The organism is Cognatiluteimonas profundi, from assembly GCF_009792795.1.
Lineage (GTDB): Bacteria > Pseudomonadota > Gammaproteobacteria > Xanthomonadales > Xanthomonadaceae > Cognatiluteimonas > Cognatiluteimonas profundi.
The window spans coordinates 353,744-373,706 of the sequence record NZ_VKHQ01000005.1 but is presented as its reverse complement, the minus strand read 5'-3'; the positions used below and the strand labels follow the sequence as shown (position 1 = coordinate 373,706).

General features: G+C 68.9%; 23 protein-coding genes and 1 tRNA gene. 14 read left to right on the top strand and 10 right to left on the bottom strand.

Annotated elements, in window-relative coordinates:
• Positions 1-521 precede the first annotated feature (521 nt).
• Positions 522-1,079 carry a cysteine hydrolase family protein gene (locus GST15_RS11635; protein ID WP_159017441.1) on the bottom strand — a complete coding sequence of 186 codons (558 nt, stop codon included), beginning with the start codon at positions 1,077-1,079 and terminating at the stop codon, positions 522-524.
• A 112-nt stretch (positions 1,080-1,191) separates the two neighbouring features.
• On the opposite strand from GST15_RS11635, the gene GST15_RS11630 reads away from it, so the two are divergent.
• The 5 genes from GST15_RS11630 (at position 1,192) to GST15_RS11610 (ending at position 4,135) form a co-directional block, all read left to right on the top strand.
• Positions 1,192-1,626, top strand: a complete 435-nt coding sequence (locus GST15_RS11630) for an Lrp/AsnC family transcriptional regulator (RefSeq protein ID WP_159017440.1) — start codon at positions 1,192-1,194, stop codon at positions 1,624-1,626.
• Positions 1,627-1,692: 66 nt separating this feature from the next.
• Positions 1,693-2,211, top strand: a complete 519-nt coding sequence (locus tag GST15_RS11625; protein WP_159017439.1) for an OsmC family protein — start codon at positions 1,693-1,695, stop codon at positions 2,209-2,211.
• Positions 2,208-2,606 carry an amino acid-binding ACT domain-containing protein gene (locus GST15_RS11620; protein ID WP_159017438.1) on the top strand — a complete coding sequence of 133 codons (399 nt, stop codon included), beginning with the start codon at positions 2,208-2,210 and terminating at the stop codon, positions 2,604-2,606. The genes GST15_RS11625 and GST15_RS11620 overlap by 4 nt, the downstream gene beginning before the upstream one ends.
• A gap of 10 nt (positions 2,607-2,616) precedes the next feature.
• Positions 2,617-3,375: a VTT domain-containing protein gene (locus GST15_RS11615; protein WP_159017437.1), complete on the top strand. Its 759-nt coding sequence runs from the start codon at positions 2,617-2,619 to the stop codon at positions 3,373-3,375.
• 82 nt (positions 3,376-3,457) lie between these two features.
• The gene (locus GST15_RS11610; RefSeq protein ID WP_159017436.1) at positions 3,458-4,135 is read left to right on the top strand and encodes a type 1 glutamine amidotransferase domain-containing protein; all 678 of its coding nucleotides are present in this window, start codon (positions 3,458-3,460) and stop codon (positions 4,133-4,135) included.
• A gap of 47 nt (positions 4,136-4,182) precedes the next feature.
• On the opposite strand, the gene GST15_RS11605 is transcribed toward GST15_RS11610, so the two are convergent.
• The gene (locus tag GST15_RS11605; protein ID WP_159017435.1) at positions 4,183-6,006 is read right to left on the bottom strand and encodes a sensor domain-containing diguanylate cyclase; all 1,824 of its coding nucleotides are present in this window, start codon (positions 6,004-6,006) and stop codon (positions 4,183-4,185) included.
• A gap of 230 nt (positions 6,007-6,236) precedes the next feature.
• Here GST15_RS11605 and GST15_RS11600 point away from each other — a divergent pair, with 230 nt between their 5' ends.
• From GST15_RS11600 to GST15_RS11585, 4 genes are all read left to right on the top strand, one after another.
• Entirely contained in the window at positions 6,237-9,470 is a 3,234-nt protein-coding gene (locus tag GST15_RS11600; RefSeq protein WP_159017434.1) for a WD40/YVTN/BNR-like repeat-containing protein, read from the top strand.
• 61 nt (positions 9,471-9,531) lie between these two features.
• Entirely contained in the window at positions 9,532-9,849 is a 318-nt protein-coding gene (locus tag GST15_RS11595; RefSeq protein WP_159017433.1) for a PilZ domain-containing protein, read from the top strand.
• A gap of 118 nt (positions 9,850-9,967) precedes the next feature.
• Positions 9,968-10,705 (top strand): EF-hand domain-containing protein, encoded by a 738-nt coding sequence (locus tag GST15_RS11590; RefSeq protein WP_159017432.1) that lies wholly within the window; start codon positions 9,968-9,970, stop codon positions 10,703-10,705.
• 136 nt (positions 10,706-10,841) lie between these two features.
• Positions 10,842-11,318 carry a phosphoglycerate mutase family protein gene (locus tag GST15_RS11585; RefSeq protein ID WP_233263180.1) on the top strand — a complete coding sequence of 159 codons (477 nt, stop codon included), beginning with the start codon at positions 10,842-10,844 and terminating at the stop codon, positions 11,316-11,318.
• A gap of 7 nt (positions 11,319-11,325) precedes the next feature.
• On the opposite strand, the gene GST15_RS11580 is transcribed toward GST15_RS11585, so the two are convergent.
• Positions 11,326-12,744: a cryptochrome/photolyase family protein gene (locus GST15_RS11580; protein WP_159017430.1), complete on the bottom strand. Its 1,419-nt coding sequence runs from the start codon at positions 12,742-12,744 to the stop codon at positions 11,326-11,328.
• A 105-nt stretch (positions 12,745-12,849) separates the two neighbouring features.
• On the opposite strand from GST15_RS11580, the gene GST15_RS11575 reads away from it, so the two are divergent.
• Positions 12,850-13,404, top strand: coding sequence for a DUF6630 family protein (locus GST15_RS11575; RefSeq protein WP_425482240.1), 555 nt, complete (start codon positions 12,850-12,852; stop codon positions 13,402-13,404).
• A gap of 15 nt (positions 13,405-13,419) precedes the next feature.
• Here the strand turns inward: GST15_RS11575 and GST15_RS11570 are convergent, their stop codons facing one another.
• The gene (locus GST15_RS11570) at positions 13,420-14,181 is read right to left on the bottom strand and encodes a hypothetical protein (protein ID WP_159017429.1); all 762 of its coding nucleotides are present in this window, start codon (positions 14,179-14,181) and stop codon (positions 13,420-13,422) included.
• 199 nt (positions 14,182-14,380) lie between these two features.
• Between GST15_RS11570 and GST15_RS12815 the strand changes: the two genes are divergently transcribed.
• Together GST15_RS12815 and GST15_RS11555 are read left to right on the top strand one after the other, a co-directional pair.
• Positions 14,381-14,938, top strand: coding sequence for an EF-hand domain-containing protein (locus GST15_RS12815; protein WP_199268768.1), 558 nt, complete (start codon positions 14,381-14,383; stop codon positions 14,936-14,938).
• Between the two features lie 103 nt (positions 14,939-15,041).
• On the top strand, positions 15,042-15,239 hold the full coding sequence (locus tag GST15_RS11555; RefSeq protein WP_159017428.1) for a hypothetical protein: 198 nt from the start codon (positions 15,042-15,044) through the stop codon (positions 15,237-15,239).
• A 101-nt stretch (positions 15,240-15,340) separates the two neighbouring features.
• Here GST15_RS11555 and GST15_RS11550 read toward each other — a convergent pair whose 3' ends face one another.
• Together GST15_RS11550 and GST15_RS11545 are read right to left on the bottom strand one after the other, a co-directional pair.
• A complete protein-coding gene (locus tag GST15_RS11550) occupies positions 15,341-15,973 on the bottom strand; it encodes a YkvA family protein (protein WP_159017427.1) in 633 nt (210 codons plus the stop codon).
• 216 nt (positions 15,974-16,189) lie between these two features.
• Positions 16,190-16,393: a hypothetical protein gene (locus tag GST15_RS11545; protein ID WP_159017426.1), complete on the bottom strand. Its 204-nt coding sequence runs from the start codon at positions 16,391-16,393 to the stop codon at positions 16,190-16,192.
• On the opposite strand from GST15_RS11545, the gene GST15_RS11540 reads away from it, so the two are divergent.
• On the top strand, positions 16,394-16,747 hold the full coding sequence (locus GST15_RS11540) for a hypothetical protein (RefSeq protein WP_159017425.1): 354 nt from the start codon (positions 16,394-16,396) through the stop codon (positions 16,745-16,747).
• A gap of 184 nt (positions 16,748-16,931) precedes the next feature.
• Here GST15_RS11540 and GST15_RS11535 read toward each other — a convergent pair.
• The 4 genes from GST15_RS11535 to birA all read right to left on the bottom strand — a co-directional run bounded on the left by GST15_RS11535 (position 16,932) and on the right by birA (position 19,499).
• A tRNA-Thr gene (locus GST15_RS11535) sits at positions 16,932-17,007 on the bottom strand.
• A gap of 26 nt (positions 17,008-17,033) precedes the next feature.
• Positions 17,034-17,756, bottom strand: coding sequence for an SPOR domain-containing protein (locus tag GST15_RS11530; protein WP_159017424.1), 723 nt, complete (start codon positions 17,754-17,756; stop codon positions 17,034-17,036).
• A 10-nt stretch (positions 17,757-17,766) separates the two neighbouring features.
• The gene (locus tag GST15_RS11525; RefSeq protein ID WP_159017423.1) at positions 17,767-18,525 is read right to left on the bottom strand and encodes a type III pantothenate kinase; all 759 of its coding nucleotides are present in this window, start codon (positions 18,523-18,525) and stop codon (positions 17,767-17,769) included.
• On the bottom strand, positions 18,522-19,499 hold the full coding sequence (birA, locus tag GST15_RS11520; protein ID WP_159017422.1) for a bifunctional biotin--[acetyl-CoA-carboxylase] ligase/biotin operon repressor BirA: 978 nt from the start codon (positions 19,497-19,499) through the stop codon (positions 18,522-18,524). The genes GST15_RS11525 and birA overlap by 4 nt, the downstream gene beginning before the upstream one ends.
• A gap of 177 nt (positions 19,500-19,676) precedes the next feature.
• Between birA and GST15_RS11515 the strand changes: the two genes are divergently transcribed.
• Positions 19,677-19,943 (top strand): hypothetical protein, encoded by a 267-nt coding sequence (locus GST15_RS11515; protein WP_159017421.1) that lies wholly within the window; start codon positions 19,677-19,679, stop codon positions 19,941-19,943.
• Positions 19,944-19,963 lie beyond the last annotated feature (20 nt).

Sequence of the window (19,963 nt, the reverse complement as noted above, 5' to 3'; positions counted from 1 at the left end):
ATCGGCGCGCCTGCCGCGTCGTAGCCGCCGGGCACATACAGTTTGTAGTCGCGGGTGCCAGCCTCGTTGCTGAAGGAGCGGCTGACGAACGTGCCTGCATCCGCCGGCACCGGTGCCGATTCCGATGCCGATGCCGATGCGCCAGCAGGGCGGCGATCCACCGCGGTCTCCGCCTGCGTGTTCGTCAAACCGGCCTGCGCGAAGGCGCGATCGATGGTCGCGCGCACCGCCGCCGCGGGTCCCGCCTGCGCATCCAGCCCCGCCGACGCGAGCGCGCGATCGATGGTGTCGGTGATCGACGCGGTGTCGCGCGCGCGCCGCGGCGGTTCATGGCCGGAACCGCGCCGGTTGGCGCGTGCAAGCAGTCTGTCCAGGAATTTCAACGGGATCGGATCCGGCAGCGGAGGATGCGTCGAGCCGCAACGCAGGACCCATGGTAGCGATCGTGCAACAACGACAGCTTCACGGTGGAAACAGCGCTGTCGTGGCGTCACACGCGGCAAATCCCATTCGCGATGACGTCAGGCCAGCGCGGCCAGCACCGCATCGGTGGTCACCACCGTCGCGAACTCCACGTGCAATGTCGCCAGGTGCGCGCGATGCAGCTCCGCTGCCCGGATCGATCGGCCTTCCGCATCGACCAGGTCGAAGCATGCGGTCGCATCGCCCACCACCACGGTGCGATAGCCGAGGTTGGCGGCCACGCGCGCGGTGGTCGACACGCACATGTCGGTCGTCAGTCCGAACAGCACCACCCGCTCGACGCCGAGCCGGCGCAGGCGCAGGTCCAGGTCGGTGCCGATGAAGGCGGCGTTGACCGACTTGGTCACCAGCGGTTCCCTGCGCACGGGTTCGAAGCCGGGACGCAGGGTGTTTCCAGGCTGTCCCGGCGTGAATGGCGAGCCGGGCTTCACCGAGTCGTGGCGCACGTGGATCAGCGGCAGGCCCGCTGCGCGCCACGCGGACAGCAGGCGCAGGCCGTTGGCTTCCATCGCGGGATTGCTGCTGGCTGGCAGGTCGAAGCCCTGCTGCACGTCGATCGGGATCAGGGCGGTGCGCGCGTCGAAGTCCAGGGTCATGGCTCGTGGTCCTGCTCATCAGGGGCCGCCACGATGCGCGCTCGCGTGCGCCGGTCTCAACCCGGCAGAATGACGGGCGCGCCGCCACTGTGCCGGAAGGAATGCCGCGACGATGAAGACCCTCGATGCCACCGACCGCACACTGATCGCATTACTGCAGGACAACGCGCGCCTGTCGACGGTCGCGCTGGCCAAGGCGGTGGGGCTGTCGCGCAGCACGGTGCAGGAACGCGTGCAGCGGCTGGAGGATTCCGGCGTGATCGCGCAATACACGGTGCGCCTGGGGCAGGGCGGCGATCCCCTGCAGGCGTGGTTGTTCCTGCGTTACGCCGACGGCTTCAGCTGCGACGACGTGATGCCGCTGCTCGCCGACCTGCCCGCCGTGCAGCTGTGCCACAGCGTCGCCGGCGAAACCGACCTGCTGGTGCTGGTGCGCGCCGACACGCCGACGGTGCTTGCCGACCTGCGCGAGCGCATCGCCGGATTCAAGGGCGTCGACGACGTCACCACGGTGCCGGTGTTGCGGGTGACGCTGGACCGGCGTTGAGCGGCAGCCAGCCGACCAGGCCGCCGGCGGGCGCAAACTATGGCACCCGCATCCAAGGAATTCCGCATGGGCCAGCACACGCATCGATACCACGCCGAGCTCGATTGGACCGGCAACCTGGGAGCGGGTACCTCCCGGTATGACGCCTACGCTCGCGACTATTCGGTGCGGATGCCGGGCAAGCCGGAGCTGCACGGTTCGGCGGATCCGCTGTTTCGCGGCGACCCGACCCGTCACAATCCGGAAGACCTGCTGCTGGCGTCCATCACCAGCTGCCACCTGTTGTCCTATCTGGCGCTGTGCGCACGCCATCGCATCAGCGTGCTGGCTTACAGCGACCGGGCCGAAGCCGTCATGCAGACCACGGCCGACGGCGGTGGCCGGTTCGTGTCGGCGACGCTGCATCCGCACGTCGTGGTCGAGGATGCCGCCCAGGTCGAGCGTGCGATGGCCTTGCACGAGAAGGCGCACGCACTGTGCTTCATCGCCAGTTCGTGCAATTTCCCGATCACGCACGAGGCAACGGTGGTGGCCGGCGACGTCCCGACGTCGAGCGCGGCATCAGGTGCGGAGATGGCGCGATGAAAGACCTTGCCATCCTGCTCGACGACCTGCCCGGAACCCTGGCTGCGATGGGCGACGCGCTGGGCCGCGCCGGCGTGAGTGTCGAGGGTGGGGGTGCCTGGGTCGTCGACGGCAAGGGCCGCGCGCATTTCCTGGTCGCGGACCACGACGAAGCGCCGGCGCGCCAGGCGCTCGCGGCTGCCGGCATCGCGCTGCTCGCATCGCGCGACGTGCTGGTCCAGCGACTGCGCCAGGACATGCCGGGGCAACTGGGCCTGCTATGCCGGCGGATGGCGGAGGCGGGAGTCAACATCGAAGTGCTGTACAGCGACCATGACAACCAGCTGGTCCTGGTCGTCGACGATGTCATCGCTGGCCGCGCCGTCTCCGAGGCGTGGTCGCAGGCATCCGCGTGACGCAGCCAGGATGAGCCAACTCCCGACACCCGGCGCAGCAGGGGCGCCATCGCCAGGCGGCGACCTCGCCTCGTCCAACTGGCGGCGCGCGCTTGGCTTGCTGCTGGTCTGCGCGCTGCTGGCGATGCTGCTGTCGGTGGACTGGCTGTACGCCGGATTGCAGCAGCTGTTGGCCGCGGCCAAGCCGGTGATCCAAGCGCATCCGCTGTGGGGCGGTGTGTTGTTCGTGGTGTTGTCGGCGTTGTCGGCGATGCTCGCGTTTTTCTCCAGCGCGCTGCTGATGCCGGTTGCGCTGGTCACCTGGGGTCCGGTGCTGACGATCCTGCTGCTGTGGCTCGGGTGGCTGCTCGGCGGCGCCAGTGCCTACGGCCTTGGCCGCTATGTCGGCCGGCCACTGATTCGCAGCGTCGCATCGGCGCGGGTCACCGACTACTACCTCCAGCGGCTGCCGTCGCAGGTGGACCTGCCGATCGCGCTGCTGATCCAGCTTGCGCTGCCGTCTGAAATCCCCGGCTACCTGTTCGGCACGCTGCGTGTCCGCTTTCGCACCTACGTGTTGGCTCTGGCACTGGTGGAGGCGCCGTACGCGGTCGGCACGGTGCTGCTCGGTGAGAACCTCATCGCCCGCCAGGCTGGCTGGCTCATCGCCATCGCGGCTGTCGGCATCGGCACCAGCCTGCTGGCGCTGGCCTTGCTGCATCGACGGCTTGGCACGCGCGATCCAGCTGCCGCCCGGCGCGGAAGCGGACGCGATGGAGGGGTCCTTTGACATCGCTTGATGCAGACGGAACGACTGCGCTGGCTTAACGCCAAGCACGGCATGCTCGCGTCTTTACGCAAGCGAGGACGCCATGGCCGCCATCCTGATGATCGTCACCAGCGCCGGCACGATGCCCAACGGTCATCCCACCGGCTTGTGGCTGGAAGAGTTCGCGGTGCCATACAACGCGCTGCGCGATGCGGGACATGCGATCACGGTGGCGAGCCCGAAAGGCGGCAGCACGCCGATCGATCCGCGCAGCGACGAGGCGGCCAGGCATCCGGAATGGAGCGAGGCCGCGCAGCGCCTGCAGCAGGTCCTGCCGCTGGATGGGCTGCGCGCGGCCGACTACGCGGCGGTGTTCATCCCCGGCGGCCACGGCACGATGTTCGACTTTCCCGACAACCCGCGGCTGGGCGCGTTGCTCGCCGACTTCCATGCGCAGGGCAAGCCGATCGCGTCGGTGTGCCACGGCCCCGCGGCGTTCGTCGGGGTGACCCGCGCGGATGGCAAGCCGCTGGTCGCGGGCTACACGCTGACGGCGTTTTCCGATACCGAGGAGAAACTCGTCGGACTGGATGACGTGGTGCCGTTCCTGCTGTCCAGGCGCCTGCGCGAGCTGGGCGGCAATGTCGAGAACAGCGTGCCGATGCTCAGCCACGTCAAGCAGGATCGGCAACTGATCACCGGCCAGAACCCCAAGTCCAGTGCCAAGGCCGCCGAGTTGCTGGTGAAGGCCTTGCGTGCGCAGGACGTCCGCGCGGCCTGAGCGGCGTCACGCGACGCCGGCGCGATGCGCCTGCGCCATCGCGGGATTCACGCGTGCAGCTGGTAGTGCCCGCGCCCGGCCGCCTTGGTCTGGTACAGCGCGGCATCGGCGCGGCGCAGGAGTTGTTCGCTGGAGGTTTCGCCGGCCTGGCGGACGGCGATGCCCATGCTGACGGTGACGACCTGTTGCCTGTCCATCACGGCAAACGGCGCACGCATGGCCTCGATGATCTTGTCGGCGACGGCGTAGACGTCCTCGGCGTGTTCGAGTGCCTCGACCAGGATCACGAACTCATCGCCCGACATCCGGGCGACGGTGTCGGTGGTGCGTACCGATTCGCTCAGGCGCCGCGCGAACTCGCGCAGCACCGAATCACCGGCCTGGTGCCCCAGCGTGTCGTTGATGGTCTTGAAGTAATCCAGGTCCAGGTACACCAGCGCCAGCACCGCGCCGCTGCGTTCGCTGCGCTCGATCGCCTCGTGCAGCCGTTCCTCGAAGCGTCGGCGGTTCGCCAGGCCGGTGAGGCTGTCCGACTGCGCCATCAGCAGCAGTTTTTCTTCCGCGACCCGTTGCAGCGTGATGTCGTAGCCGACGCCGAGGTAGCCGGTGACGTTGCCGCGGTGGTCCCGCATCGCGGTGACCGACAGGCGGACCGGGAAGCGGCTGCCGTCCTTGCGGACATAGGTCCAGTCGTTCTCGTCACACGCACCGCGGCGGACCTTGACGACGAAGGCCTCGAAGTCCGCCGTGACCGGACGGCCCAGTTCGCGCGAGAGGACTTCGGCGCGCGCCGCCACCTCCTCCGGATCGTGGAAGCGCACCGGCGTGGCCTTGCCGACCAGCTCCTCCGGCGCATACCCGAGCATGTCGACGACGCCGGCGTTGATGGTGCGGATGACGCCGTCGGGATCGGTCGCGACCACGGTGAGGTTGGCGCTGTCGAGGATGGCTTCCTGCCAGGCATTGGCTTCGGCCAGGACGCGCGTGCGCACACCCATGCGTCGCACGCCCATGGTGCTCCACCACACCAGCAGCGAAAACACGACGACGTCCGTCGTTGCGACCAGCGCCAGCGCGAACACACCGTCGTACAGCCCGAGGCGCTCGCCTTGCAGGTAGACCCAGGCGATGGCGGCCGGCACCAGCAGCGCCGCCGGCAGCAGGCGACGGTTGATCACGCCGGCGGCATCGCTGCCGAGGACCTGGCGCACGAACCGCGAGCCCGGGCGTGCGATCGCCACCGCGACGCCCGCCAGCAGCGACAACAGGGCGGTCGGCAAGGCCACCGCGGCCAGCGCGGCGAAGCGGTACAGCGCCTCCACGCCGTACACGTAGCCCAGGATCGTGAGGAAGGCATTGACGGCGACGAGCAGTGCCAGCCAGTTGGCAGGGCGCCATCCGTTCCGCGTCTCGACGTCGAGCAGGCAGACCGCGGCCGCCAGCAGCACGAAGTTGACAGCCGTGATCGGCGCCATCAGCCCCGCCACCGGCGACGCCGGCAGGAACGTCGGATCGACGAACAACAGTTGGTCGATGCCCGCATCCCACCCCAACAGGGCTTCCAGCAGCGACAGCAGACCGATCGCACCGGCGATGATCGCCAGCAGCAGTGCAAGGCCGCTGGCGTGTTTCTGCGGACGCGCGGACAAGAACAGGCTGGTCCCCAGCAGGACGAAACACACCGCCGTGTTGGCCTTGGTCGGCACCAGGCCCGGAAACAGGGTCGTCAGGCGCGGCAGGTCGAATGCCCAGCCGGCGAAGATCAGCAGGCCCCCGGTCGCGACCGCCAACCCGAGCCACCCGGCGGCACGCGCCGCGCGCGCCTGGCGGTCGGCGGTGAGGGGCGGTGCCACGGGGAAGTTGGGAAGCATTGGCCGGGTCGTCCCAAGCGCGACGCTGGCGGCTGTGCCAGCGAATGAGTCCGGGCGCGCGGTCGGGGCATCGGGCTCCTAACGTGGTTGTACCGCAATGGAACCACGCGTGCGAGCGGACTGCGCCACCCGCAGTCGCGGGAGCGTCAGCACATCGGCGCGACTGAATGCGGCAAACCGGCGCAGGTGGCGAGCGGTAGACTGCCAGCGTCCCGTCCGGAACCGCATCCATGCCCGTACCCACAAGCAGGCCGTTGCTGGCCATCGCGCTCGCCCTGTCGTTCGCATCGCCGGCCTTCGCCACGGTGTCCACTACCGCCGCGCCAGTTGCCGGACCGGTCAAGCCCGCTGCGCTGGGCGGCATGGGCTGGCGCCTGATCGGACCGCATCGCGCGGGTTGGGGCACGGCGGTCACGGGTGTGCCCGCGCAGCCCGACACGTTCTACTTCGGCGCGGCTGGCGGCGGCGTCTGGAAGACGCTGGACGCAGGCCGCACGTGGATGCCGATCTTCGACCAGGGGCCGGCGTCGGTCGGCGCAATCGCCGTGGCGCCATCGGATCCGCGCGTCATCTACGTCGGCACCGGACAGATCACCACGCGCTATGACGTCGCCGCCGGCGAAGGCGTCTTCAAGTCGACCGATGCAGGCAGGACGTGGACATCGATCGGGCTGAAGGACACGCGCCACATCGGTTCGATCTGGGTCGATCCGGCCAATCCGGACCATGTCCTGGTGGGGGCGCTCGGACATGTGTTCGGGCCCAACGACGAGCGCGGCGTGTTTCGTTCCGACGACGGCGGCAGGACCTGGAGCCGGACGCTGTTCGTGAGCGCGGATACCGGCGCGGTCGATGTCGTCGCCGATCCGGCGGATTCCAGCGTCGTGTTCGCATCGGTGTGGCAGGTGCGCTTCCGGCCATGGATGAGCTACTTCACGCCCGATTACGGCCAGGAAAGCGGCATCTTCAAATCCATTGATGGCGGGCGGCACTGGACGCGCCTGTCCGGCGGCGGCTGGCCAGGCGGCAAGCTCGGACGCATCGGCCTGGCGGCAACGCATACCGCGACAGGCACGCGCGTCTACGCCGTGGTCGACGCGGAAAAAACCGGTGGCCTGTATCGCTCCGACGACGCGGGCGGGCATTGGCAACGCGTCAACGACGACGGCGAACTGGTCAACGCCTACTTCTCGCGACTGGCCGTCGCACCGAATGATCCCGACACCGTGTTCGCGATGGGGCGCTCGATCCGTCGTTGCAGCAACGGCGGCAGCCGCTGCGACATCATCAAGGGCTCGCCAGGCGGCGACGATTACCACGACATCTGGATCAACCCGACCAATCCGCAGCGGATGATCACCGGCTCCGACCAGGGCACGGTCGTCACCGTCGATGGCGGCGCCACCTGGAGCAGCTGGTACAACCAGCCAACCGGCCAGCTCTATCACCTGGCGACGGACAACCGGTTCCCGTACTGGATCTATGCCGGGCAGCAGGACAACGGCACCGTCGCCATCGCCAGCCGCACCGACTACGGCGCGATCACCTCGCGCGACTGGCATCCGGTCGGCGCGGACGAGCGTGATTACGACATCCCCGATCCGCGCAATCCGGACATCGTCTACGGCTCCGGCCTCGGCGGCCGACTGTCGCGCTGGGATGCGCGCAACGGCGAAGTGCAGAACATCTCGCCGTGGCCGGTGTCGACCTATGGCGCGCGGCCGATCGCCGCGAAATACCGCTACACCTGGATCACCCCGATCGCGGTTTCCGGCGTGGCGCCGTATCCGCTGTACCAGGGCGCGCAGGTGTTGTTCCGTTCGCTCGACCAGGGCGCGACGTGGACGGTCGTCAGCCCGGACGTCGCTCCGCGCGATCCCGCGCGCGGCGATTGCGACAAGGACCAGCCGCCGGAAGGCGCGCGCGCCTGCGGCTACGGCGTGATCTTCAGCATCGGCCTGTCGCCGCGCGACAACGACCGGATCTGGCTCGGCACCGACGACGGCCGCGTCAAGATGACGCGCGACGGCGGCGCGCAATGGCAGGACGTGACGCCGGCCGGTGTTCCCACGTGGTCGAAGATCAGCACGGTGGACGTGTCGGCGCTGGATCCCGCCACCGCCTACATCGCCGTGGACAACCACCGCGCCGACGATTTCCGGCCGATGGCCTGGCGCACGCACGACGACGGCAGGACGTGGGCGCCGATCGGTGCCGGCTTGCCCGATGGCCACTTCGTCGGCGTGGTGCGCGCCGACACGAAGCAGCGCGGCCTGTTGTACGCGGGGACCGATCGCGGGGTCTGGGTGTCGTTCGATGATGGCGACCACTGGCAGTCGCTGCAACGCAACCTGCCCAGCAGCATCGTCACCGACCTGCTGGTGCACGGCGACGACCTGGTCGTGGCCACGCAGGGACGTTCGATCTGGCTGATGGATTCACTGGCGCCGCTGCGCCAACTCGACGGCGCGGTCGTGCGCGAGCCCGTGCACCTGTTCCGCCCCGACGCCGCCGTGCGCCTGCGCGGCAACCAGAACCGCGACACGCCGCTGCCGCGCGAGGAGCCGGCCGGCCGCAATCCACCCGATGGCGCGGCGATCGACTACTGGCTCGCCAGCGATGCGAAGGGTCCGGTGACGCTGCGCATCCTCGATGCCGCCGGCAACCAGGTGCAGCAGTTCTCGAGCGACGATGCAACGCCGGCGTTGCCGGCCGAACGCTACTTCGAGGAGCGTTGGCTGGGCACGCCGCAGCGGCTTGCCGGCAGTGCCGGTGCGCACCGGTTCTTCTGGAACCTGCGGATGCCGCGCCCACGCGCCGATGCCTACGGCTACAGCATCGCCGCGATCGACGGCGACGAGGCGACGCTGTTGCCCGAGGGCATGCTGGTGGCGCCCGGACGCTACACACTGGTGCTCAAGGCGAACGGGCATGAGCAGCGCACGTCGCTGGATGTCGTCGCCGATCCGCGTGTCCCGGTGGATCCGGCGGCGGTGACCCAGGCCTTGGCGCTGTCGGCCGACATCGCCGCGGCCATGGCGCGCGAAGCCGCTGCCAACGCGGAAATCCAGGCCGCCAGCAAGCAAGTGCAGGCACTGGGCGCGAAGACGCCGCTGGCCCCGGCATTGGCGGGCGCCGTGCAGGCGTTCACCACGACGCTGTCGCCACTGGTGGACGGCGAAGGCGAACAGGCGCCGCTGAACATGTCGGCGATCGGCGGAGAGTTGACCGCGTTGGAAGTCGACCTGGAAAATTCGGATCGTGCACCGACGGCGCCGCAGCGCGCCGTCCATGCCGAGTACGCCGCGCGACTGGAACGCGCCCTGCAGCAATGGACGCGGATCAAGGCAGAGGCCTTGCCAGCACTGGATGCCGCATTGCAGGCGGCGGGACAGCCGGCCATCAAGCTCGCCGCGCGCGGCGGCATTCCCGCCGACATTGGCGTCTCAAGGGACATCCCCTGACCCTGGGCAACGTCAACGTCCGGTGACATGGGCGCAGCGGCCGATGGTCTACCATCGGCCCATGGAAGCGTCCATCGAACAGCGGCGGCACCCGCGCTTGAATGTCATGGACGCCGTTGTCGTCACGCCCAACGGGCACGGCCACGACACCCATGTCCTCGATATATCCCCCGGCGGCGTCCGCGTCGCCGCCTTCCCCGGCTGGTCGCCGGTTCACGGCGCGGACCTGAAGATCCTGTTCCTGCCGTCGAGCGACATGCCGATCGTGATGCAGGCGCGCGTCGCGCGCGTGGCCACCGATCACTTCGGGTTGGAGTTCGGCGAGCAGCAGGACGACGACGTGCGCCAGGTCCTCGAGGCACTCGGCAAGGCCGGGTAGCCGCAGCCAGGCGCGCGCAACGCCCGCCCCGGCACCTGCATCGTGCAACCCGCCGCCCATTAACGAACCACTCACCCTTCGCGGCGCAGGCTGCGCCGACACTTTCGAGGAGCTCTCCATGAACCGCAACCTTCGCCATACGATGTTGTTTTCCCTGATGGGCACCCTCGCGCTGTGCGGCGCCGCATGGGGCCAGGGCGATGGCATGTTCCAGCGCATGGACGGCAACAACGACGGCCGCATTTCCGCGCAGGAGCATGCCGCTGGCGTGCAGGCGATGTTCGTGCGCATGGACGCCAACAAGGATGGCGCGATCACCGCCGACGAGATGACCTCCGGGCACGGCTGGCGGCATGGCGGCGATGATGCCGACGACCATGGCATGCACGACATGATGTCGCGCATGGACGCCAACCATGATGGCGAGATCACCGCAGCCGAACACGCCGCCGCCGCGAGCGCGATGTTCGCCCGCATGGACGCCAACCATGACGGCAGGATCAACGCGGCCGAAATGCAGGCCGGCCACGGCCAGGCGATGGGCGGCCACGACATGGCGGGGATGAAGATGGGTGCCGGCGACAAGGGCGGCATGGCGGGGATGAAGATGGGTGCCGGCGACAAGGGCGGCATGGCGGGCATGAAGATGGGTGCCGACGACAAGGGCGACATGCCGATGCGCGCCCGCATGCACGCGCACATGCAGGCGATGGACGCCAACCACGACGGCAGGATCACCTCCGCCGAACTCGCTGCCGGTGCGCAGGCGATGTTCACGCGCATGGACGCCAACCACGACGGCTACCTGACGAAGGCGGAAATGCAGGCCGGCCACGCCATGGACAAGCCACGGTAACGAGCCCGTCTCGATTGCCGATCGATGCGGCGACCTTGGCGGTCGTCGCATCGACGCAGCGCGGTCGCGTAGGCTGCGTCGATAGCCGCGACCGGGGTTCTCCGCGATGCGCCTGATCATTGCCTGCTGCTTGTCTGTGCTGCTCCTGGCGGGTTGTGCGGGCGTGCAGGCGCCGGATGCGGCCACGACCTTCACCGTCGTGCGCCACGCGGAGAAAGCCGACGATGGCAGCCGCGATCCACCCCTGAGCGCGGCTGGCCGGGCGCGTGCGCAGGCATTGGCGCTGCGCCTGTCCACGAGCCCACTGACGGCGGCGTATGCAACGCCATTCCGGCGCACGCAACAGACCGCGCAGGCGGTGGCGGCGACACACGGCATCTCGGTGAGCACCTACGATCCGGCCATCGCACCGTCGGATTTCGCGGCGACGCTGCGTGCGCGCCATCATCGGGGGACAGTCCTGGTCGTCGGTCACAGCAACACCGTTCCCGCGCTGGTCGCCGCCCTGTGCAGCTGCCGCGTCGCGGCGCTGGGCGAGGACGATTACGACGCGCTCTACACGATCCGCGTGGACGCCGGCGGACACGCGACGCTGGACGTGGGACGGCAGTAGCCCGGTATCAGCGCTGGCGCAGGGCCTGGTAGGCAGCGAGCGCCATCTCCCGGCTCGCGGCCAGGTCCACCACCGGCTCGCGCGGATAGCGCGGTGCATGCTGTCGCAACAACGCGGGCTGCTTCCATGGTGCATGCAGCACCGCATCCGGCAGCCCGGCCAGTTCAGGCAGCCAGCGGCGCACGTAGGCGCCATCGGCGTCGAAGCGTTGCGCCTGCAGCACCGGATTGAAGATGCGGAAGTACGGCGCCGCGTCGGCGCCGGTGCCCGCCACCCATTGCCAGCCCAGCGTGTTGCTGGCCAGGTCGGCATCCACGAGCGTGTCCCAGAACCAGCGCGCACCCAGGCTCCAGTGCATGCGCAGGTTCTTGGTCAGCAGGCTGGCGACCAGCATGCGCACGCGGTTGTGCATCCAGCCGGCGTGCCAGAGCTGGCGCATGCCGGCATCGATGATCGGGATGCCGGTGCGACCCTGTTGCCAGGCCGTGAGCAGGCCCGGGTCGGGTTTGGCCCACTGCAGGTCGTCGAAGCGCGGATTGAGGTTGCGCTCCACCGTGTGCGGAAAGTGGTGCATGAGGTGGTAGGCGAACTCGCGCCAGCCCAGTTCGCGGACGAAGGCGGCAATGGCCGCTGGCGGCGCAGTGCTTGCCTCCACCTCCGCGACCACCCGCTGCACCGAGATTTCGCCGAAATGCAGGTGTGGCGACAGCCGCGAGGTGCCGTCGCGGCCGGGGACGTCGCGCGCCTGGGCATAGTCGGCCAGCCCGGTGTCGATGAATCGGCGCAGCGCATGCATCGCGCCGGCCTCGCCGGGTGTCGCATCGTCGTGGAATCCCGCGTCCCAGCGGGAGGCGGGAAGCAACGGCAGCGACTGCGGCCCCGCCGTGTGCGGCAGCGGCGCGTCCGGCGCCGGCAGCACCCGCGGCGCCGTGCTGGTCCGCAAGGCACCGCGCGTCGACGATGCGGTCTTCCAGTACGCGGTGAACACGCGGTAGGGATCGCCCTGTTGCGTCTGCACGTCCCAGGGCTCGCGCAGCAGGCTGCCGTTGAAGCTTTCCGCATGCAGCCCATCGCCGCGCAGCGCGCGCTTGATCGCGGCATCGCGCGCTTCGATGGCCGGCTCGTAGCGACGGTTCCAGAACACCGCTTCGGCGCCGCTGGCCTTCGCAATCCCGCGCAGCGCCTCCAGGCTGTCGCCGCGTGCGCAATGCAGGCGGTTGCCGCGCGCCCGCAGCGCGGCATCCAGCGCGACCAGCGACCGTGCGCGCCACGCATTGGAAGCCGCGCCCGGCGCCCAGTCGCCTTCCTCCCGCGGCGCGTGCACGTAGACCGGCAGCAAGCGGAATCCGCGTGCCAGCGCCGCCTGCAGCGCCGGGTTGTCGTCCAGGCGCAGGTCGTTGCGAAACCAGAGCAAGGCAGTGGGCATGGCTGGCATGTGAGGGATCGGGTCGGGGCAGAGTGCCATGCTGTCGCATGCGGGTGCGTCTGCGCACGTCCCTGCTACCTTTTCCCTTCAGCGCGGAGTGGCGGCATGACCAGCCCTGATATCGAATTCGATCCGGACGACAATTTCGCCAACGGCTTTTTCGCCAGCGGCATGGAAGAGCCGGACGACGATGCCACGGTCGAGGCGCTGGTGTGGCAGCTGCTGCTGCTGATCAATCCTGCCGACGAGGACGCCGCGCTCCAGCAGTTCACCGCATGGCAGGAGGCATCCGCCGAAGATGAAGGCGCCGAACCGCTCGACCTGCTCAAGGACATCATCGACTGGAAGGCGGGATTCCATGTCGCCGACGACGATGTCGCCACCTTCATCGATGCCATCGCCGAGCTCACCGCACGCTGGAACCTGCGGGTGGACTGGGGGGTGGAAGATCCCACCGACGACGACTTCCTCGCGCGCACCGACGTGGGCGCGCTGGTCGCGGTCGCCTTCGACCGACTGCGCGAACACGGCTACACGTTGTGGACGTGGGACACCGGTACCGATGCCACCGCCGGCTGGATCACCCTGGCCCGCGATGACGAGGGAATGCGGGTGGTCGCCGCTGCGCTGGCGATCGAGGTGCGCACCGGCGCTGGCTGACGCCAGCCCGATTCGCTAGCGACTGGCGACGGACGGGTCGTCTGCAACGCGCCGCGAACGCGTTCGCAGCCACAGCAGCTGCACCATCAACAGCAGCACGATGGCCAGCGCCACCCATGCGGCAACGCTGGCGCCCGGCAGCTGCCATTGCGACTGCTTCACGTACACGGCGACCAGCGCCCACGCGGCGGCCGCGACGAACACGACGTTGCCGCGCATCCGGGCGTTGAGCACCAGCAGCAGGGCGGCCGCGAGCGCGAACAGTGCCAGGCTCCAGCCGAGCATCTGCTGCGTGGGCAACAACTGGTAGGCGACGATGACCTGCGCCAGGTTGAGGAATGCAGCCAGCGCGAGCCAGCCCGCGTGCAGCGACAGGGGGACGTTTGCCCACGCCGGCGACGGCTGCGCGCGCGCGAGCACCAGCGTGCAGTGCAGCAGGCACGCCAGCGCGGCGGCGATCACCAGCAGGCACAACCAGAACAGGCCCATCGAGAACAGTGGCATCCATGCAGCCGTCAGGGCGAAACCGGCGGCCGCGAATGGCGCGATCCGCGCCAGGGTCGCATCGGCGCGGCGCGACGCTGACGATTGCCGGATGCCATAGGCGATATCGAGCAGGAAGATCAGGCCCCAGATGGCGAACGCGTATCCGGCGGCGACGACCAGCGTCGGGTAGCGATCGGACACGGCCCCGTTGGTCGGGCCAAAGGCCCCCCGCTGCGAGAACCAGGCAACCAGCGGCATGAGCAGCGAGCAGATCAGCACGAGCAGGCGCATGCAGGCACTCCGGGGTGGCGCTCCACGCTAGCAGGTGCCGGTGATGCGGGGCGTCCAGGTGAACTGCAGGCGCCGCACCGGATGAACCGATCCCCCCGGCCCGACGCTGGCGTTAATGCGCCGGTCACGCGGCCGCATTAATCTGGGCGGATCGATCCACCATCGGAGTTGCCACGCAATGCATGCCCCCCGTCGCACCATGATGTTCCTGGTTCTGGCCGGCCTGGCAGCTTCCGCAAGCGCCTGGGGACAGGCCAACCCGATGTTCCAGCACATGGACAGCAACCACGACGGCCGCATCTCCCTGCAGGAGCATGCGGCGGCCGAGCAGGCCACCTTCAATCGGATGGATGTCAACCACGACGGCAAGCTGACAGCCGACGAAATGCGCACAGCACGCCTGGCCTTGGGTGTGGCCGAGACCTCCGGCGATGAGCGCGCCGCGACCGCCGCGGAGAATGCCGCCGTAGCGCAGGCGCTGTTCGAGCGCCTGGACACCGACCATGACGGCCGCGTGTCCTCGGCCGAGATGCAGGCCGCGCACAGCAGGCCGGCTGATGCAGGCAATGGCGATGCGCATCCCGTCCTGGGCGCAGGCGCCGCGCTGGACGCCAATCACGACGGTGTCGTCAACGCAGCCGAGCATGCCCACATCGCGCGCGCACGTTTCGCCAAGATGGACATCAACCAGGACGGCTTCGTCTCCGCGCAGGAATGGGATTCAGCACACGCAGCGAAGAAGCCAGCGTCACCATAGGCCTGCCCGGCTCGCAGCGAATGCCGCAGGGCGGATGACTGCGCTGCAGGGGGGATTTTCCGGACGCATGTCGCTCCGGTGGGAGCGTCGCCAGAGGATCACCATGCACAGGGATCGCGAATTCGCCAAGTGGTATCGCAAGGATGGCGGCGACTGCCAGCCGCTGCAGGCGCAGTTGATCTGGAATGCCGCCTGGGAAGCCGCGATCGGTTCGATGCAGGAGGTGGCCGTCGAGCGCCTGATGGCGGGACAGCAATCACGGGAAGTCACCGCGGCCGAGGTGCGGTCGGCGATCCGCTGACGATCGTGGCAACCGTGCATGGCGCACAGCCATGACGCACGCAGCACCAGTCGCGATGACCCGGCCGGCAATGCAGGCCCGGCGATCTGCCGCCGGGATATTCAACCGCCGATCTTGAACGGTTCGCTGGGTCGGCCGCTTTCGGCGTAGGTGCTGTCGCTCACCCGTTGCTGGTGCCGAGCGAGTGCCAGCGCCGCGAGGCGATCCTGGATCCAGGCGGCGCGTTGCTCAGTGCCGGTTCCCCCGGGATGCTCGGCATCGCGATAGCGACAGAAGTCCTCGTACTCGTCCGTTTCCGCCGACAACGCGGGCCACGTCAGTTCCAGCAGGATCACGTCGTCGAGCTTGCCGAGCAGGGGGATGCGGTCCGGGATCAGGTTCTCGGTCTGGTCCAGGTAAGCCAGCATCTTGTCGACGTTGACGCGATCCCGCCCGGCGCAATCCCAGTCGGGATCGGCAACCATGCGCCGCAGTTCCTCGATCCGGGACAGGCGTTCGTCAAGCACCTTGCGCGCATCCGCCTCCGGCAGGGAGAGCAGCCATCGCGAGAGCTGGGCCACGCGATCCGCGTCGACGCGCGGGGCGGCAGGATGCACGTCGTGGACCAGCGCATCGAACAGCGCGATCTCTTCATCGCGCAATGTCCAGTCGCCGGCGCGATGGCGCCGCCCGGCACCTTGGGTGGTTGGCCACGGCATGGCGTTCGGGGGTGGGGTGTTCTGCTGCTTTTCCATGGGGGACTCCATCGGAGCGGCTGGAAAAACGTGTCATGGCCGCTGCATGCCGCAGTCATGTCCTGACCCCGATTATCGCGCTTCCCGCCGCATGGAGAATGTGCAGAAAGGGGCTTGAACTTCGTGCCTTTCTGGAACCTCTGTCGAGTTGCGGCGCAGGCGGAATTTCCCCGCTGGATGCCGCTGCCGGAGACGGCGTCCGGGGACCCCGCCCCGTCATGCGGACCGGCTGCACCGGATCGCAGCGATCGCGGTGACGTTGATCACGATGGCGAAGGTGCCGTCCTCCTCGCGCGCAGGAATCGGCATTGCACTGTCCTTGTGGTCGTTGGCGCGGTAGCCAATACTTCCGGTCCAGGAAGCGCCCGACGACAAAGGATCCCCGCGATGCTCCGGAGCCAGATTGGAAAGCACCTGCATGTGTCGTTGCTGGCGATGATGTGTTGCGGCATGGCGGCCTGCGCGACGACCGGCAAGTACAAGGATTCGCTTGATGCATGGAAGGGGCGTTCGGATGTCGACCTGATCAAATCCTGGGGCACGCCAGCAGAAGTCTTCGACTCGAACGGCCACAGGTTTCTCGTTTACACGTCCTCGCGGGTCGAGCAGTTCGCACCCTTGCCGAACAAGACCGGCAGCCACGCGGACTACTCGAAGGCATGGTTCTGCACGACTGTTTTCGATACTTCCGGAGCCCATGTCGTGTCCTGGGCCATCAAGGGAAATGATTGCACCAGCGCGTCGCGCACTGCTGGAGCGAGCGGGACGCTTTGATGCGTAACGGCGCGGCGCTGGCTGTTGGCATTCGTTCCAGCTGGCCAGTCGATCGGCCTGCCAACGTGCGTATGTAACCTTCGAGCGCATGCGCGCGGTTGCGTCGCCGTGGGAACAAAAACCCACGTCCAGCGGGTTTCACCGCAACGTCGGGCCGTGGCGAAAAGGGCCTGAAGCGACCTCATGGTGCCGGCACCCGGATTCGAACTGGGGACCTACCGCTTACAAGGCGGTTGCTCTACCAACTGAGCTATGCCGGCACGACCGCGCGACGCGGGTGCGCATTCTAGCGCGGGGAATTGCCGGGTGCGCCGGCGGCGAGCTTCGCGCAATCCAGCGCACGCGCCTGTGCCGCGCCAGTCGTGCTGCGCAGGGACGCGGCATCCAGGCCCGCGTTGCCCATCACGTCGATCCACTGCGTCACCGTCCCCAGCGGCCCGGCTTGTGCCGGAAAACCGGCTGCCGCGAGCGCGGCTTGCTGGCGTGTGGCCGATTCCTCGTTGCCGAATCGTCCCAGCGCGATGCTGTTGGCCTCCGACCCTGTCGGCACGATGTAGTAATCCTTGAACCCGGCTGCATCGATCCGTGCCGCCATCGCGACGGCCGCGTCGTGGTCGGCCAGCGACGGCAGCCACACGCGCCAGCCACGGCCTGCGGTTGGCGCCTGGCGCACCTGCAGTCGGGTGACGCGTGGCTGCAGGCGTCCGCGCGCGGCTGACACCGCGGCGTCGTCGACGAATGGGCCCAGCGTGAAGCATTGGCTGGCCGCCGCAGCGGAGACAGGCGTCGATGGCAATGTCGCTGTCGCCGCGGTGGCCAGCTGGACGAGGGCCGCGGTGCCAGCCGGAGCGGGCGTGGTGGCGGCGCGCTCGCTGGCGAGCTGCAGGCGCGGCGGCCGTGGCGAGGTCGAGGTGGCGGCCGGAACCGTCGGCTCCGGTCGGAAGATCCACCAGGCGGCGACGCCAAGGTTGAGCATCACCAGCAGGACGATCGATGCGCGAATGAGCATGGTCGGCATTCTAGCCATGCGTGCGATGACCATCGGCGGGATCCAGGGCCCGTGCCCACAACGCAAGACCTTCGAGCACGAGTGCGGGCGCGATTATTGCGTCGCCCGATGCGGGCAGCAGCGCCGGCGCGCCGCCACCGTGCAACAGGACCCGCGGAGTGGTGCCCAGCATTGCGGTTGCCGCCTGCATGCTCTGCGCGATCAATGCCAGCGCCGCGCCCTCGCAACCCGACGCGAGTGCCGATGCGGTCTCGTCGGCGAATGCTGCGTAGCTGCCGCCGCGCGCGGGCAGTTGTGGCGCGCGCGCATGCAGGCTGTCGCGCATCAGCGTGGGCGAGGGCGCGATGCGGCCGCCGCGATGCACGCCATCGGCATCGAGCAGGTCGATGGTGAGCGCGGTGCCGACGCCAACCACCAGCGATGGGCCGCTAGCGCGCGCGTGCGCGGCCAGCAACGCGAGAAAGCGGTCGACGCCCAGTCGCGCCGGGTCGGCGTAGGCAATGCGGACGCCGCCAAAGCTGCGCTGCGTGCGCACGAACGAGACACGCCGGCAGCGCGAGCACAACCCGTCGACCAATGCAGTGGTCAAACCCGGCGCGCCGACGCTCGCGATCCACGCGGTGTCGAAGCGGGGCGGCAGCTGCTGCTCCCAGCCGTCGGCGAATCGGCTGCCGTCATGGTCGACATGGTGGATCCCGCCGACCGAGCCATCGCCCGGTGCGGCGAATTTCAAGCGGCTGTTGCCCAGGTCGAACAGCCAGGTACTCATCCGGTACGCACGCTGACGTCGCCCGAGTACACCCGTTGTTCGCGGCCATCGATGCGAAGGCGCAATGCGCCGTCCTCCGCGATGCCGATCGCGTGGGCGCGTTGCACGCCATCGGCGCCGTGCACCGAGACATCCTGTCCGGCCAGCGCGTCGAACCGGGCATAGCGGTCGAGGAAGGGCCGCAGCCCTTGCTCATTGAACTGCGCAAGCGTTGGCAGCCAGTGCGCCAGCACGCTGGCGACCAGCGTGTTGCGCGACGGCGCGGTGCCGCCCATCGACGCGAGGTCCGTCCAGGCTTGCGAAATGTCCGCGGCGAAGGCCGGCGGCATGCGGACGTTGAGTCCCAGGCCGATCACCGCCCGCGCCGGGCCCGCGTGTTCCCCGCCGCCTTCCACCAGCAGTCCACCGAGTTTGCGCAAACCGGCCGGTTCCGTGACGACCAGGTCGTTCGGCCACTTCAGTCGGACGTTGGTGAATCCGGACGCGTGCAGGGCTTCGGCGGTGGCGATGCCGGCCACCAGGCTCAGGCCGGGCAGGCGGGCCAGGCCGCCGGAGAACAGGCGCGCCAGCGACAGATAGACGTTGGCCGCCAGCGGCGAGGCCCAGTTGCGCCCGCGCCGGCCGCGACCGCCGGTCTGGCGCTCGGCCAGCAGCACGGCGGAACCCTGGGGCGGCGTTGATCGGCGCAGCAGTTCGGAATTGGTCGAATCCAGCGACCAGGCCACGTCCAGCGCCGCCAGCTGCGGCCGCAGGTGGGGCGGCAATCGTTCACGGATGGCGTCGGCGGACAGCAGCTCCAGCGGTTGCGCCAGGGCATAGCCCTGGCCAGGTTGGGCGGTGATGGCCACGCCGGCCGCACGCAGCGCGGCAATCCGCTTCCAGACGGCAGCCCGGGTCAGGCCGCCATCACCGGCCAATACGGCCCCGCCGGCAGGTCCGCGCAGCAGCCGCAGCAGCAGGTCGCGGTCATGCATCGGCGCAAGGCTGCTGGAATGCGTGGCAGGCGGTCGGACGGGCATCGCCGGGAGTCTGCCGGATCATCCGGCCGCTGTCTGCTGCGTCGCAGCATGCAACCCGCCGAGCTCTTCGTGCATCCACGCTATATAGTGCGCTGTCGCCTCGCGTCCCATGGGTGGCCCTGGAGTGTCGTCATGAACCGAACCGTCGTTTGCCTGCTGTTGCTTGGCCTGAGCTCCATGGCCAACGCACGCGACGTGCGCATGCATGGCCCCAACGGCGATGGCGGCGCGCTCGCCGACAGCCCGGCCATCGCCACGCCAGCCCCGACGCCGGCGAAGCACGACTCGACCACGGCACACGCGAAGGTCAAGACACCGCCACTGTTCCGCTCCGGCGACGACGATGGCGGCTCGCGTACTCCGCGCTGGCACAGCTTCCTCCCGGGCATGTTCCGCTGAGCTGGTCGTCGAGCCGGACA